This is a genomic window from Mesorhizobium sp. B2-7-1 (assembly GCF_006440735.1).
GTDB lineage: Bacteria > Pseudomonadota > Alphaproteobacteria > Rhizobiales > Rhizobiaceae > Mesorhizobium.
The window spans coordinates 25742-40481 of record NZ_VFUA01000009.1 but is presented as its reverse complement, the minus strand read 5'-3'; the positions used below and the strand labels follow the sequence as shown (position 1 = coordinate 40481).

12 protein-coding genes are annotated in these 14740 nt (G+C 65.7%); 1 reads left to right on the top strand and 11 read right to left on the bottom strand.

The annotated features are described in order from the left end of the window. Window positions 1-52 precede the first annotated feature (52 nt). A complete protein-coding gene (locus tag FJ471_RS05850; RefSeq protein ID WP_140802211.1) occupies window positions 53-940 on the top strand; it encodes a polysaccharide deacetylase in 888 nt (295 codons plus the stop codon). A gap of 8 nt (window positions 941-948) precedes the next feature. Here the strand turns inward: FJ471_RS05850 and FJ471_RS05845 are convergent, their stop codons facing one another. The 11 genes from FJ471_RS05845 to FJ471_RS05795 form a co-directional block, all read right to left on the bottom strand. Further along, window positions 949-2478 carry an SRPBCC family protein gene (locus tag FJ471_RS05845; RefSeq protein WP_140802210.1) on the bottom strand — a complete coding sequence of 510 codons (1530 nt, stop codon included), beginning with the start codon at window positions 2476-2478 and terminating at the stop codon, window positions 949-951. Between the two features lie 10 nt (window positions 2479-2488). After that, entirely contained in the window at window positions 2489-2926 is a 438-nt protein-coding gene (locus tag FJ471_RS05840) for an SRPBCC family protein (RefSeq protein ID WP_140802209.1), read from the bottom strand. A 63-nt stretch (window positions 2927-2989) separates the two neighbouring features. After that, on the bottom strand, window positions 2990-5176 hold the full coding sequence (locus FJ471_RS05835; protein WP_140802208.1) for a flotillin family protein: 2187 nt from the start codon (window positions 5174-5176) through the stop codon (window positions 2990-2992). A gap of 89 nt (window positions 5177-5265) precedes the next feature. Continuing rightward, on the bottom strand, window positions 5266-7485 hold the full coding sequence (locus FJ471_RS05830) for an ABC transporter permease (RefSeq protein WP_140802207.1): 2220 nt from the start codon (window positions 7483-7485) through the stop codon (window positions 5266-5268). Next, complete coding sequence (locus tag FJ471_RS05825; RefSeq protein WP_140802206.1) at window positions 7478-8263, bottom strand: ABC transporter ATP-binding protein; 786 nt, start codon at window positions 8261-8263, stop codon at window positions 7478-7480. Before FJ471_RS05825 ends, FJ471_RS05830 begins: the two co-directional genes overlap by 8 nt. Window positions 8264-8286: 23 nt before the next feature. After that, the gene (locus tag FJ471_RS05820) at window positions 8287-9528 is read right to left on the bottom strand and encodes an ABC transporter substrate-binding protein (RefSeq protein ID WP_140802205.1); all 1242 of its coding nucleotides are present in this window, start codon (window positions 9526-9528) and stop codon (window positions 8287-8289) included. A gap of 51 nt (window positions 9529-9579) precedes the next feature. After that, window positions 9580-10608 carry a branched-chain amino acid ABC transporter permease gene (locus FJ471_RS05815; RefSeq protein WP_140802204.1) on the bottom strand — a complete coding sequence of 343 codons (1029 nt, stop codon included), beginning with the start codon at window positions 10606-10608 and terminating at the stop codon, window positions 9580-9582. Continuing rightward, window positions 10605-11654: a branched-chain amino acid ABC transporter permease gene (locus FJ471_RS05810; RefSeq protein ID WP_140802203.1), complete on the bottom strand. Its 1050-nt coding sequence runs from the start codon at window positions 11652-11654 to the stop codon at window positions 10605-10607. The genes FJ471_RS05815 and FJ471_RS05810 overlap by 4 nt, the downstream gene beginning before the upstream one ends. Then, window positions 11651-12991, bottom strand: a complete 1341-nt coding sequence (locus tag FJ471_RS05805) for an amidohydrolase family protein (protein WP_140802202.1) — start codon at window positions 12989-12991, stop codon at window positions 11651-11653. Before FJ471_RS05805 ends, FJ471_RS05810 begins: the two co-directional genes overlap by 4 nt. A gap of 52 nt (window positions 12992-13043) precedes the next feature. Further along, complete coding sequence (locus FJ471_RS05800) at window positions 13044-13823, bottom strand: alpha/beta fold hydrolase (RefSeq protein WP_140802201.1); 780 nt, start codon at window positions 13821-13823, stop codon at window positions 13044-13046. Next, window positions 13820-14698 carry a fumarylacetoacetate hydrolase family protein gene (locus FJ471_RS05795; protein ID WP_140802200.1) on the bottom strand — a complete coding sequence of 293 codons (879 nt, stop codon included), beginning with the start codon at window positions 14696-14698 and terminating at the stop codon, window positions 13820-13822. The genes FJ471_RS05800 and FJ471_RS05795 overlap by 4 nt, the downstream gene beginning before the upstream one ends. Between the last annotated feature and the right edge of the window lie 42 nt (window positions 14699-14740).

The window sequence follows — 14740 nt, the reverse complement described above, 5'->3', positions numbered from 1 at the left end:
TTGCATCAAAATATCAAAAATTCAACATTTCTGTCCGGGAGCAGCAGAAGTCATGAAACACGATCTCTCGGTGGCCCTCACTTTTGACGTCGACGGTCCTTCGGCATGGATCGGGACCATGGAAAGCCGCAATCCCTCCATGGTGTCGCGCGGCGAGTTCACGGTCGTGGCGACGCCACGCGTGCTTTCGCTCCTGAAAAAGCACGACATTCCCGGAACCTTCTGCATTCCCGGCCACAACATCCTGGCTTTCCCGGATCTCGTCCGGGCGATCCGCGACGACGGCCACGAATTCGGCCATCACGGCTGGGTGCATGAGAACCCAGCTAAGTTCGGCAGGGACGATGAGCGCCGCATCATCGAGAATGGCCTCGCCGCCTACCGAAAGCTCGACATCAGCCCGGCCGGCTATCGTTCTCCCGCCTGGGATTTCAGCGAGAACACAGTTGAGCTCCTGGAAGAGTTCGGCTTCCTCTACGATTCGAGCTGCATGGCGCATGATTTTTATCCCTACTATCTGCGCAAGCACGACAAGTGGGGCCTGGACGAGCCCTACAAATTCGGCCCTGCGACCGATATCGTCGAGCTTCCCGTGACCTGGGGGCTGGACGACTACCCGGCCTTCGAGGTCGTCGCCGGCTGGAACCAGGGCTATTCGAATCCGCGCGACATCGAGGAAATCTGGTGGGATGACTTCCAGTATGCGCTTCAGAACTGCAAGGGCGGCATCTACACGCTCACCATGCATCCCGAATTCATTGGCCGCGGCCACCGCATCATGATGCTCGACCGGCTGATCCAGCGCATGAAGGCCTGCGCGGGCGTGCATTTCACCACGCTCGGCGCTTATGCCGCCGAATGGAAAGCGGAGAACCCGCTCGAAAAGTGGAAGTCGGAAAACCCGATGCGCACCGGCGTCAACAGCTTCTCATCGCTCTGACCGGCTGGCTACGGCAACAGGACGAGTGCTCCGCTGGTCCTGCGGGCTTCCAGGTCCCGATGGGCGTCCGCGGCCTGGGCCAGATCGTAGGACGCAGGCTGCCCGACCCTGACGGCGCGCTGGCGCAATGCCGCAAAAAAGCGGTCGACGTGCGGCGCGAGCTTCTCGGGCGCGTCGGTATAGTGCCCGTAATTGGGCCGCGAAACGGTGATGGACTTGGAGGCGAAACGGCCGACGTCCCAGTTGCCGATCGGTCCCGATGCCTGGCCGAAGCTGACGAGATGTCCGCGCACGGCGAGCGCGGCGAGCGAGCCGCCGAACGTGTCGGCGCCGACGGCATCATAGACGACATCCGTGCCGGCGCCGTTTGTGAGCCGCATGACCGCCTCCGCGAAATCCTCGCGCGAATAGACGATGACGCGATGCGCGCCGAGACCTTCGACGATGCGCGCCTTGTCGTCGCTCGACACGGTTGCGATCACAGTTGCGCCGAGATGTCGTGCCCATTGCACCAGCAACTGGCCGATGCCTCCGGCGGCGGCGTGGATGAGCACGACTTCACCCGGTCTGACGGCATGGACGTCGTGCAGGAGAAAACTGGCCGCCACGCCCTTGAGCAGGCTCGCGGCGGCGGTTTCGTCCGATATGTCGTCCGACAGGCGCACCAACAGATCGGGCGCCATGTTGCGGCGCTCGGCATAGGCGCCGACCGGCGGGCAGGCATAGGCCACGCGATCGCCGATCGACAGGCCGGAGATCGCCGAACCAACCGCCTCGATGACACCTGCCGCCTCCATGCCTGGAACGCCGGGCAGCCGCAGCAGATCGAAGAAGCCGGTGCGGCAATAGACGTCGATGAAGTTGACGCCGATCGCCGTGTGGCGGACCCGCACCTCGCTGGGCGCAGGCGGCGGCAATGCGATTTCCTTCAGTTCCAGCACTTCCGGTCCGCCATAGCGCTCGACAAGAATCGCGCGCGTCGTTTCTCGCGTGTCGAGGGACGGTGCGAGGATCGCCGGCGCGGGGATCGAACGGGATGCGGCGCCTGTCGGCCTCGACGGCATGATGGCCGGCCTTGCCTCGGCCGGCATGGCGGCGTCGCGGCGTGCGAGGAGATTGCGGATCGCGGCAAAGCCGGCGCGATAGATGTCTTCGGCGACCAGCTTCACCAGTTCGTCGCGGCGATGCGCCGGTGGATCGAATTCAGAGCGCCATTCCCAGAAGGTGGCGTTGCCGTCGGTCACCGGCTTCAGCCGTATCGATGCGACATAGCCCATCAACGGCAGCGGCGCCTCGAGCAGGCAGTAGCTCAGCCGGCGATCCTTGTCGGAGAGCGCCAGAAGCTGCTCGCGCAACTCGCCGCCGTCGGCCAGCCGGAAATGGCGCACGGCGCCAACCGCGTCGGCCGGCTCGCCGCCGTCGATCTCGCTCGACGCGATGGCCGGGTGCCAGCGGTCGTGGCCGTTGAAGTCGCGCAGGATCGCCCAGACCTCCTCGATCGGGGCATCGATGATGGTGCTCTGGCGAACCTGGACCATTCGCGGCGGGTCAGCGTCCGAAGCGCTGCTTCAGCGCCGTCAGCGCGGCCTGGAACACGCCGCTGCCGATCTGCTGCGTCAGCGCCGCCTCACGCCCGGGGGCGCAATCGAATTCGGCCTGCCATTCGGCCAGCGTCAAATTGCCGTCGGTTATCGGCGTCAGCGACAGAGTGGCGACATAGTTTTCCACCTGCATCGGGCTCTCCAGGATCGCATAGCTGCAGGAGAGGTCGTAGTCCGACAGCGCCAGCAGTTTTTCACGGATGCGTCCGCCGTCCTTGAGCGTGAAACTGCGGATGCAGCCGATCCGGTCGGCATGCGCGTTCTGCTCGATGCGGCTTTCGGCCACGAAAGGCGCCCAGCCCGGCAAGCCATTGAAGTCGCGCACGATTTTCCAGACGTCCGCGGCCGGGGCCGGGATGACTGAGGAGACATAGACCTTGGTCATGCCGGGCGACCGCCGACACGGCAAAGCCGATTATCCTCGTGGAACGAGCTTGGCGACGCCTGGTCAATGGTCGCGGTCGTCATCGTCGTCCTTGGCGGCCTTGCCCTTGCCCTTCTTGTCGCGGGCGAGGTTCGAAATGTCCTTGGCGTCGCGCAGCACGTCGGTCATCCGTCCGAGCGAACCGCCCTCGATGCCGATCTCCTTCATCAAATTGTCGATCATCGGCGCCTGCACCCGGTAACGCAGCGCCGAATCGATCACCTCGTCGGTGACGTTGCGGTTGCCGCCCGACCCACCATTGATGCCGTCGACATGCAGGATCTTGATGCCGTCGATCTTCTCCATCGGCTTGACGCTCTCGCGGATGATGCCTTCCATGTGGTCGAGCAATTTGCCGCGCAGGCGCCCGGCGCGCGCCTCGCTGGAGAGGAGGTTTTCCGCTTCGTTGATCTGCCGGTGGCCGGTCGCGTCGACCTCGTAGCGTTGGGCCGCGGCAAGGGCGTGGATCTTTTCCGCTTCCGCGGCGGCGACGGCCGCGATCTTCTGCGCCTCCGCCAGGCTCTTTGCGGCCTTCATCTCGGCCTCGGCGGCGGCCGTGACGCGAAGGGCCTCGCGCTCCGCCTCTCGGCTAGCGGCGATCAGGTCGGTCAGCTTGCGGCGCTCGGCAATCTCGCGCTCGCGGGCGGTCAGGGCCTGTTCCTCGGCCTGGATCGCCTTGGCGCGAACGGCTTCCGAAGCGGCGATGGCGGAAGAGCGTTCCTGCGTCTTCTTGGCGATGTCGATGGCCTTCTGGATTTCAGCGATCTCGATCTTCTGGTCGCGGTCGACGCCGAGCTGGCGAATGTCTCGCTCCTTGATGAGACGAGCCTCCTCGATGCCGCGCTCGGTGGTGATGCGGGCCCGCTCGACCTCTTCGCCGGCCGAGATTTCGGCTTCCTCGAAGGCCTGGCGCTTGGCGATCTGCAAGGCTTCGAGATGGCGCTCCCTGTCGATCCGCACCTCGTCGACGGCGCGTTCCTGCTCGATCCTGGCGGTCTCGGTCGCCTGGTTCTCGACGATCTCGGCGCGGCGCTTCTCCGCCTCCGCCCTGGTCACTTCAAGCGCCTTTTCGGCCAGCGCGATCTGGCGTTCGAGTTCGGCGATCTCGAGCGACTTCTTGCGTTCGATCTCAAGCCCGCTCTGCGCGCCTTCGCGTTCGATCCGCGCCTTCTCCAGCGAGAGTCCGAGCGCGATCTGCTCGCGCTCGGTCAATTCGCGCATCTTCATCTCGGCCTCGTCGAGCGCGCGGCGGCGCGCGATCTCGCGGCGCTGCGTGTCCTCCTCGCTACGGATGCGTTCCTCTGTGATGCTCCGCTCCTGGGCGAGACGCGATTTCTCCACCGCCTCGCGCGCGGAAAGCTGCGCCTGTTCGGCCTCCTGGTCGCGCACGGCGCGCTCCCTGGCGAGCTCGGAGCGCTGCGCCGCGCGACGGATCTCGACTTCGCGCTCCTGCTCCAGGCGCGCATATTCGGTGTCGCGCTCGATCTCCAGCACCTTGCGCTGCGTGTCGAGGTTCTGGTTGCGGATGTCGACGAGAGTGCGCTGCTCGATCTCGTTGCGCATGCGGCGTCTGGTCTCGATGGACTCCGTCAGCTGCGTCAGGCCTTCGGCATCGAAGGCGTTGGACGGATCGAAATATTCGAGGCTGGTCTGGTCGAGGTCGACGATGGCGACACTTTCCAGCTCGAGCCCGTTGGCGGCCAGCGAATCCGAAGCAAGCGCCTGGACCTTGTCGGCATAGTCGCCGCGCAGCTCATGCATCTCCTCCAGCGTCATCTGCGCGGCGACGGTGCGCATGGCGCCGGCGAACTTGCCTTCCAGCAATTCGCGCAGGCTGTCGGGTTGCAGCGTGCGGCGGCCGAGTGTCTGCGCCGCGGCGGCGACGAACTCGTGGCTCGCGCCGACGCGCACGAAGAACTCGGCGATGAGGTCGACGCGCATGCGGTTCCTGGTGATCAGCGCCAGTGCGTCCTCGCGGCGAACCTCGATGCGCAGCACACCCATGTTGACCGGGGTGATCTCATGCAGCACCGGGATGACGAAGGCGCCGCCATTGACCACCACCTTCTCCCCCAGGAAGCCGGTGCGCACGAACGCCGTCTCCTTGGTCGAGCGGCGATAGAGCCATCGCAGGATGTAGACGGCGATCACCACGACGACCGCGGCAACGATCAGCCACAACAGGAAGGCGCCAAAGCTCTGCGCGTCCATGATTTATTCTCCCCTACACAATCCGGTCAGTGCCAGGCGCCCGGCACCTATTTCGAAGATCCGTCCGCCGTCCGGTAAAGTCCAACTGTTCATGCCCGCCTCTGCAGCTTTGGGCCGATCGCGTGGAAAGCGCTGATCACCGCGTCGATGAAAGGCGTGTCGTTGATGTTGGCGCGCACCCGCTCGACATGGCGTTGCGGCGTCCGCCGGACGGTCTTCTCGATCGCTTCGAACAATGCGTTGTCGGCTTCCGGATCGTGAAAGGGCTGGCCGGGCGCGTCGAGCAGCGAAACGCCGCCCTCGGGCAGCAGGAAGCGCACCGGCCCGTCCATGGCGTTGAGCCGCCCGCCGATCCATTCGCCGAAGGCGCGGTTCTCGTCGCGGGTGGTGCGCATCAGCGTGACGTTGGGATTGTGGATGACGAATTTGCGGCCGCGGAACTTCTCCGGCACCGTCTCGCGCGGGCCGAAATTGACCATGTCGAGCGCACCGGCCGAACCGACATAGGGCAGCCTTGTGCGGATCGCCGCCCCGAAACGATCCTCGGTCGCCGGGAAGACGCCGCCGACGATCATGTCGGCCACTTCGGTCGTGGTGAGGTCGAGGAAGGCCGACAGCAACCGGGAATCGCCGAGATTCTCCATGGCGCGCCCGCCGATGCCGGTGGCGTGGAAGACGAGGCAATCATAGTCGGCTTCGAGCCGCTTCGTCACCGCTTGCACCGCCGGCGTGGTGACGCCGAACATGGTGATGCCCAGGGCAGGGCGCGCCAGCTTGCGTCTGGCGTCCCACGCCTCCGCATTGGGCAATTGCGCGACCATGCCGGCCATGGCGTGGGCGGCGTTAGACAGCACCTGCTCGGTGATGGAGTTCAGCCCCTGAACGTCGGCGACCGAATGGAACATCATGATGTCGGCGCCGCCGACATATTTGGCGACGTCGCCCGCCGCCACCGTCGACACCATCAGCTTGGGGATGCCAACAGGCAGGACCCGCATGCCCGATGTCGCCAGCGTGGTGCCGCCGGAGCCGCCCGCCGAGATGACGCCGCCGATGCGCGGCTCGCGCTCGATCCAGCGCGCGAAAGCCTCCGCCATGGCGCTGACCGATCCGCCGCGATCGTCGGTGAACACGGCCGAGGATCCGCGCATGTGCATGCCGGCCACCTGCATGGCGGGCACGTCCGCGCTCGACGGCTTTCCCGATGTCGACAGGTCGACGGTGCGGACAGGCAGCCCGAGCGACTTCAGCCGATCGGCGACGAAGCGCAATTCCTTGCCCTTGGTGTCGAAGGTGCCGACGACCAGCACGGTTTTGCCGATGCGCTCCGCGAAGGGGATGGCGAAGACCTTCCTCGGGTCGTCCTGGGGCGCGGTCTTGTCGACGGCCGCCTGCCTCAGTTCGGTGACCGGCACGTTCCAGCGGTTGGGCAATTGGGTGACGGGCCGGTAGACGCCATCGCCCCCCGCCGGTTCGACGGATCCGGCGGCCGCGCGGTCGACGCGATAGACGGCCGCCAGTTGCTCCTTTGCCTGCGCCGCTTCCGTTGGCGTGACCGGCGCTTCCTCGGCGTGGCGTCCGACGCCGAGCAGCCGCTGCTGCAGGTCGCGGTCGGCGGCGAGCGCGGCCGCGTCCATCAGCCGGTTGATCCGGCCATTGACCATGATCGCGACCTGGCTGGAGACGGCGGTCGCCACCCCGATATTCTGCTCGATGACGAGCACCGCCATCTCGCCTTCCGCGGCAAGGTCGACCAGCATCTTTTCGACCTGCTCGACGATGATCGGCGCCAGGCCCTCGGTCGGCTCGTCCATCACCAGGAGCTTCGGCTCGCTGAGCAGCGCGCGCGAGATGGCGAGCATCTGCTGCTCACCCCCCGACAGTTGCGATCCGCCATTGTGGCGGCGGTCCGCCAGGCGCGGAAAGGTCTGGTAGACACGCTCGACCGTCCAGGCGGCGTCACGCCGGTTGCCGGCGGCAAGCCGCAGATGCTCATCGACCGTCAGGCTCGGCCAGACGCGCCGCCCCTGCGGCACATAGCCGATGCCGAGGCGGTGGATCTCGTGCGGCTCGAACGCGGTGATCTCGCGGCCGTCGAAGCGGATCGAGCCGGAGCGCGCGCGTTTCAATCCGACGATGGTGTTGCACAGCGTCGACTTGCCCATGCCGTTGCGGCCGACCACGGAAAGCACGCCGCTCTCCAGCGTCAGCGAAATCCCCTGCAGCGCATGGCTTTCGCCATAGAAGACCTGCAGGTCTTCTATCTTCAGCACCGCCCTGGCGCTTTTGCCGGCGGAGCGTTCAGCCATGCTTGCCTCCGAGATAGATCTGTTGGACCTCCGGATCGGCCTCGATTTCCTGCGGCGTGCCTTCCTTGAACAGGTGCCCATTGTGCATCATCGACACGTAGTCCGCCACGCGCAGGGCGACGTCGAGATCGTGCTCGATGATAATGAAACCGATATGCTTGGGCAGCGCGTTGAGGATGGCGACGAGGTCGCGCCGCTCGGTCGGCGAAAGACCAGCCGCCGGCTCGTCGAACAGTATGAAGCGCGGCGCGCCGGCGAGCGCCAGCGCGATTTCGAGCTGGCGCTGCTGGCCGTGGCTGAGCGTCGCCACCAGTGCGTCGCGATGGGCTTCGAGATGAACGGCCTCGAGTATCGATCGCGCCTGTACCATGTTGACGTCGTCGTCGGCGGGCCTCAACAGCGAAAACCGCCGGCGCGAGACGCCCCGGCAGGCGAGAAAGATGGAATCGAGGACCGACAGTCCCTTGAACAGTTGCGAGATCTGATAGGTGCGGCGCAGGCCGCGGCGGATGCGCTCATGCGGCGGCAGGTCGGTGATGTCCTCGCCGAAGAAGCGGATGCGGCCGGCGGTGGGCAGGAAGTCGCCGGTCACGGCGTTGAACAGGGTGGTCTTGCCGGCGCCGTTGGAGCCGAGGACCGCGCGCCGCTCGCCGGCCGCGATCCTCATGTCGATGCCCGAAAGCGCCACCAGCGCTCCGAAATGCCGCGCAACGCCATCGAGCTCCAGCGCGTAGGCACCGGAGCTCTGCAGACGGTTCGCGGCCAGGTTTTCGGTCACTGACGATGCTCTTGCAGGTGCTGTTATGGGCAGCTCGGATTGTCGCGGTTGACCGCCCCGAGCTTCATGAACTCGTCTTCGGGAATGCCGAGCGTCTGATTGACCTGCGGCACGACCTTGACCAGCTTGTTCAGGAGATTGCCGTCCGAACCTTCGGTGACCTCGGTCAGGAAGATGTCGGCGACGGCATTGCGGTTCTTGTCGAGCGACACCTTGCCGGTCGGCGTGTCGAAGGACAGCTTCGACAAGGCCTCGCGCAACTTCTTGCCGCCGTCGGAGACGTCGCCGCCGACCTGGTCGAGCGCCAGCAGCGTCGCCTTCATGTTCACATAATAGCCATGGGCGAAGAGCGACGGCGAGGGGAAGGCGCCCGGCTGCTTCTTGTAGGCGTCGACGAACGCCTTCCATGCCGGCGCGTCATTGGTATCGGCCGTCGGTCCAGCCGAGGGCGTGCCCTTGAGCACGTCGCGCAGCTTGCCTTTGGAGGTCAGCACGGTCTGGTCGACGGTGATCGAGCCGCCGATCAGCGGAGCCGACCCGCCGGCCTGCTGGTACTGGGTCAGGAAGTTGACGGCGTCGGCGCCGCCGAGCGCCACATAGATGGCGTCGACATCCTCGGGGATCGCCGCGATGACGGAGGAGAAGTCCTTGTTGCCGATCGGCACCCAGGATTTCGACGGCACGTGCCCGCCGGCCTTGCAGAATTCGGCCATGAAGCCGAAGACCTGCGTGTAGGGGAAGGAATAATCCTCGGCGACGGTGGCGACCTTCTTGTAGCCCTTCTCGTTGAAGGCATAGGTGCCGAGGCCTGCCATCCACTGCGCGCCGTCGGTGGAGAAGCGGAAGAAGTTCTCGGCCGGATTGCGCAGCGTCGTGTCCTGCGCGGCCGAGGTTCCGTTGATGAACGTCACGTCGGGCTTGGTCTTGGCGTAATCCTTGACGGCGAGGCCTTCATCTCCCGAAAGCGGGCCGACCAGCACCTTCACGCCGTCTTGCTCGACCAGCTTGCGCGCGGCGCGCACGGCGCTGTCGGGCGAGGCATCGGACGAGCCCTTGACGATCTCGATCTTCTTGCCGGCGACGGTGCCGTTGGTCTCGGCGACCGCCGTCATGGCGCCGCGTTCGCCGTCCTCGCCGAGCACCGTGAACGGTCCCTCGAAAGTGGCGAGCAGGCCGATCTTGATCGTGTCGTCGGCGGCGAGCGCCATCGAAGGCGCGGTCAGCCCGGTGAACAGCGCCAGGGCCAGAAGTGTACGTCTGTGCATTTTCGGTTCCTCCCGTTTGATTGGTCAGCAGTCGTTCATCCGCGCCAGCCGCTAGGGGCCGGCGCGCAAGGATCCCTGGGCAAGATGTGGCTTGATCCTCCCCCACAACCCAAGAATTCCATCCGGCGAGACGAAGACGATCGCCAGGAACACCAGCCCGATCAGCGTGTTGAAACGCTCGGCGCCGACGATGTCGATGGCGAAGGTCTGCATCAGTATGACGACGATCGCGCCGACGAACGGCCCGATCGGGTGGCGCAGGCCGCCGATGACGGCGATGATCAGGATGTCGATCGCCACGTCGACACCGATCGTGCCGGGCGAGACGCGTCCGTTGAACCAGACCAGAAGCACGCCGGCGAGCCCGGCGAGGATGCCGGCCAGGAACCAGGCGAAGACCTTGTGCGCGGTGACATGGTAGCCCAGCGCCCGCATCCTTCGCGGGTTGTCGCGGATCGCCTGCAAGGTCATGCCGAAGGTGGAGCGGGAGCTGTAGAGCACCGCCGCGTAGGACAGCATCGCAAGGCCGAGACAGAGGAAATAGAAGGGTTTCGGATCCCGCCAGTCGATGCCCCAGAACACCGGCGCGTGGATGCCGGCATAGCCGGAATGGCCGTTGAAGATCGCGTAGTTCTGCTGGGCGAAGTAGAAGGTCGCGGTCGCGATCGCCAGCGTGATCATGAGCGTGTAGATGCCTTCCGTGCGCACCGAGATCCAGCCGATCAGCGCCGATGTCACCGCTGCCGCGGCGACCGCGAAGGGGACGACGATCCACCACGGCCAGCCGAAGCCGAGCACGTTGGAAGTGTTGCTGCCGAGGATGGCGACGGCATAGGCGGCGATGCCCGCGACCGTGATCTGGGCCAGGCTGAGCATTCCGCCATAGCCGGCCAGCAGCATCAGCGACAGCGCCAGCACGCCGAAGATCATCGAATAGCCGGCGATCTGCGTCAGGAAGAAATCCGATGCCACCAGCGGGTAGAGAAGGAGCGCGACGGCCAGGATGACGTGACCCGCGCCGATCCTGTCCAGCCAGTTCTGCTGCGGCGCCGCGCCGTCGGCGGCTGTGGCCAGGCTCATCGCGCCTTCCCCATGATGCCTTGCGGCCGCACCGCCAGCGTCACCACCATGATGACGAAGGTCAGCACCACGCCATAGGTCGGGAAGTAGACGAGGCCGATCTGTTCGGCGAGGCCAATGAGCAGCGCTCCGATCGCCGCGCCTGTGATGGAGCCCATGCCGCCGACGATGACCACCACCAGCGAGGCGAGCAGATAGCGCACGTCCTCGCCCGGCGCGACCGAGAGCGCCGACCCGCCGACGACGCCGGCGAAACCCGCAAGCCCGGCGCCGACCGCAAAGACGATGGCGAACACCGCATGCACATTGACACCCGAAGCCGACAGCATGGCGCGGTCGTCGACGCCGGCGCGGATCATCATGCCGACGCGCGTCTTGTTGAGCATCAGCCACAGCCCGACCCCGATGACGATCGCCGCCGCCAGCACCACCACGCGGTAAAGCGGATAGGTCAGGAAGACCGAGGCGCCGTTCGAGCGCACCGCGGTGATGACGGGCAAGGTCAGGGCGCCGTCGAGCCATTCCGGCGTCGCGATCTGGTAGGTGCCTCCGGCCCACACCGCCAGCATAAGGTCGGCGGCGACGATCGAGATGCCGATGGTGACCAGGGTCTGCCTGAGGTCGTCGCCCTCCAGGCGGCGGAAGACGAAAACCTGCATGACGACGCCGATGATGGCCATGACGACGAAGCCCGCGGCGACGCCGAGCAGCCAGTAGCCGGTGCGGCTGGTGACCTCGTAGCCGATATAGGCGCCGAGCAGGTAGAGCGAGCCGTGCGCCAGGTTGATGTTGCGCATCAGGCCGAAGATCAGGGTGAACCCGCTGGCGACCAGGAAATAGAGGCCGGCGAGCGTCAGGCCGTTGAGGATGGCGCTGACGAACGCCTTCTTGGAGATCAGGATCGCATTCAGCCAGGCGGGCCAGATAGCGAAGACCAGCCAGGCGACGATCGCCGCGGCCAACAGGCCGACAAGGCCCCAGACCTGGCGGCGCGTCACGCCGCCGCCCGACAGCGAAGAGGACGATGGCTGGTCGAGTATGCTCATGCGGTCAGCCGCCGGCGCTGCTCGTTCATGCGCGGCGCCTTGTGGAACTTGCCGTCCTTCATGATGGCGAGGATGCGGTTCTTGTCCTGCAGGATGCGCACATCCGAAATCGGATCGCCGTCGATCAAAAGGATGTCAGCGAGGTAGCCTTCCTTGATCAGGCCGAGCTCATCGCCCATGTTCATGATCTGGCCGCCATATTTGGTGCCGGCCTGGATCGCCTCCATCGGCGAGAAGCCGAGCATCTCGACGAAGGTCTGGATGTCCTTGGCGTTGGTGCCCTGCGGCGTCCAGGCGAAGCCGTAGTCGCCGCCGATGCACACACGAATGCCGCGCCGGTGCATCTTCTTCATCGTGTCGATGCACATCTCGAGCTCGCGCTCATATTCGAGCGACAGCGGCGAGCCCGGCTTGATGCCCCACTGCTCGGCATAGCGCGCGGTGTTGATCAGCCAGGCGATGCCCGGCGCGACGAAATGCTTGTCCTTGACCGCCTCGAGCATGTCGAGCGCTTCCTCGTCGGCGAAGGAAGCGTGGTAGATGTTCTGGATGCCGTGGCGGACGCACTGCTTGACCGAGCCGGACGAGCGCGCATGCGCCGACAGCACCTTGTTGCGGCAGCGCGCCTCGGAAGCGGCCATCGCGACCTCTTCCTCCGACATCGGGGTCTCTTCCGCGCCCATGCCGGTGATGCTCTCGCCGGACAGGTTGAGCTTGATGGAATCGACGCCGTATTTGATCAGCTGGCGCACCGTGCGGCGGATCTCCTCCGGGCCGGAGACGACGATGCCGAGATTGAGGCCCTCATGCGGAATATGCGAGGGCGCGGAATCGCCGAGGCCGCCGACCGTGGTGATCTCAGGCCCGGCCGCGAGGTAACGCGGGCCTGGAAACCGGCCCTGGTTGATGAATTTCTTGGCGACGACGTCGAGCCGCGGCTTGGCGGCGGCCGCGCCCCGGCCGGCGGTGAAGCCGGCGTCGAGCACCAGCTTGGCCATCTCCATGGTGACCAGCATGTGCTCCTCGATCTCCATCATCTGGATGGGATCGATGCCGGGCGCGTTGTTCCAGGACAGATGCAGATGCGCGTCGATCATGCCGGGCATCAGCGTCGCGCCCATGCCGTCGATCACGGTTGCGCCCCCCGGCGCGCCGCCGTTGTAGGAAGACGACGAGGAGGAGCCGAAGCGGGACGAGCCCTTGGTGATCTGCTTGATGCGGTTGCCCTGCACCAGCACTTCGCCGGTGTAGGGGTATTCACCTGATGCGTCGAGCACGCGCACATTGGTGAAGAGCGTGCTTCCCGATCCGTTTCCGGCCCAGCTTTCGTCTGCCATAACAAGCCTCCCAACTTGCCGAGCGCGTAAGTCTACGCCCGATCCGAAATCCTCACCTATCAACCCGTCTCAAAAAATCGGCGAGCCTGGAGCTGCTTTCCCGCGGACTTTCCACCGTGGCCCAGTGTCCGCACCGATCGAGCGAGGAGAATACGGCTCCCTTGATCTTGTCGGCAAGCGCCTGGGCGACGCCCGGCGGATTGACGGTGTCGGCATCGCCGGTGACAAGCAGGGTCGGCGCCGAAATCCGGCGCGCATCGACCGCGGTGGCTTTGGCCAGGGCCTCGCAGGTGCGGGCATAGGATTCTGGGTCCTGGCGGGTGATGGATTCGCGCACGAAGGCCGCCGCCGCGGGAGATGTCTCCCTTGTGTGGGCCGAGATCGCATTGGCGACGCTCTGATCGGCGATGTCGGAAATGCCGCCGGAGCGCGCCAGGCGCGCCCGGTTGCCGAGCCCCTGCCGGGTTGCCTCGCCCGGTTCTGCCAGGGCGCCGAACAGCGTCAGCGAGGCGACCAGCGCGGGCTGCGTCACCGCGATCTGCTGGCACACGATGGTGCCCATCGAATGGCCGACGAAATGCCCTGACGTCACGCCCATGCCGGCCATGGCGCGGATCACGGCTTCGCTCATTCCTTCGATGGTCAGCGGCTCGATCGGCCGCGGCGAGCGGCCCGACCCCGGCAGGTCGAGCCGGATGACGCGGTAACCCGACAGCGCCCCCATCTGCGGCTGGAACATGTTCGAGGTCCCGCCGAGGCCGTGGATCATCACCACGGCCGCGCCTTCGCCTGCCACTTCCGCGACGACCTGGCCGACACTCACGGTCGTCATTGCGGCCTCTCCACGAAACGGTTCTCCAGCGTGCCGATGCCGTCGATCTCGATGCGCACGACATCGCCGGGCTTGAGATATCTGGGTGGATCGAAGCCGATGCCGACACCGACGGGCGTGCCGGTGGCGATGATATCGCCGGGCTTGAGCGTGATGCCTTGCGACAGCGTGGAGATGATGGTCGGGATATCGAAGATGAGCAGCGATATCCGCGAGTCCTGGCGCAGGTCCTCATTGACGAAACAGCGGATGCCGGCACTGGCGAGATCGAACTCGTCCCGGGTGACGGCCCATGGACCCATCGGACAGAACGTGTCCTGCGATTTGCCGATCAGCCACTGGCTGTACTTGCCTTGCAGGTCGCGCGCCGTGACGTCGTTGACGATCGTGTAGCCCCAGACGTGGTCGAGGGCGTCTTCCTTCGAGATGCCGCGCCCGCCCTTGCCGATGATGACGGCGAGCTCCGCCTCATAGTCGATCGCCGTCGAGACAGTGGAATCGATCAGCACGCTGGCGTGGTTGGGGACGACCGATTCCGGCACTTTGGAGAAGATAATCGGGTGCTTCGGCACCGCGCCGGCGCCGGCGCTGGAATCGAAGCCTGAGCGGGCAAACTCGTGCGCGTGCTCATGGTAGTTCTTGCCGACGCAGAAGATGTTGCGGCGCGGCTGTGGAATCGGAGCTTCGATCTCTACCCCCGCCAGCGGGATCGGGGAAAGGGTGCGCGGCAGGCAGGCTCCATTGCGTTCGATCAGCGCCAGCAGACCGGCTTCGGCGCGTTCGACCGGGAAATCGAAGGGGGCGACGGTCTGGGCGGCAAGATCGACCAGGCCGACCCGCCTTTCGCCGGCGAGCGAGAAAGTCGCGACCCGCATGAAGTTCCTCCCGTGAACCAATTTTGAGCCAATTTTCCGCTC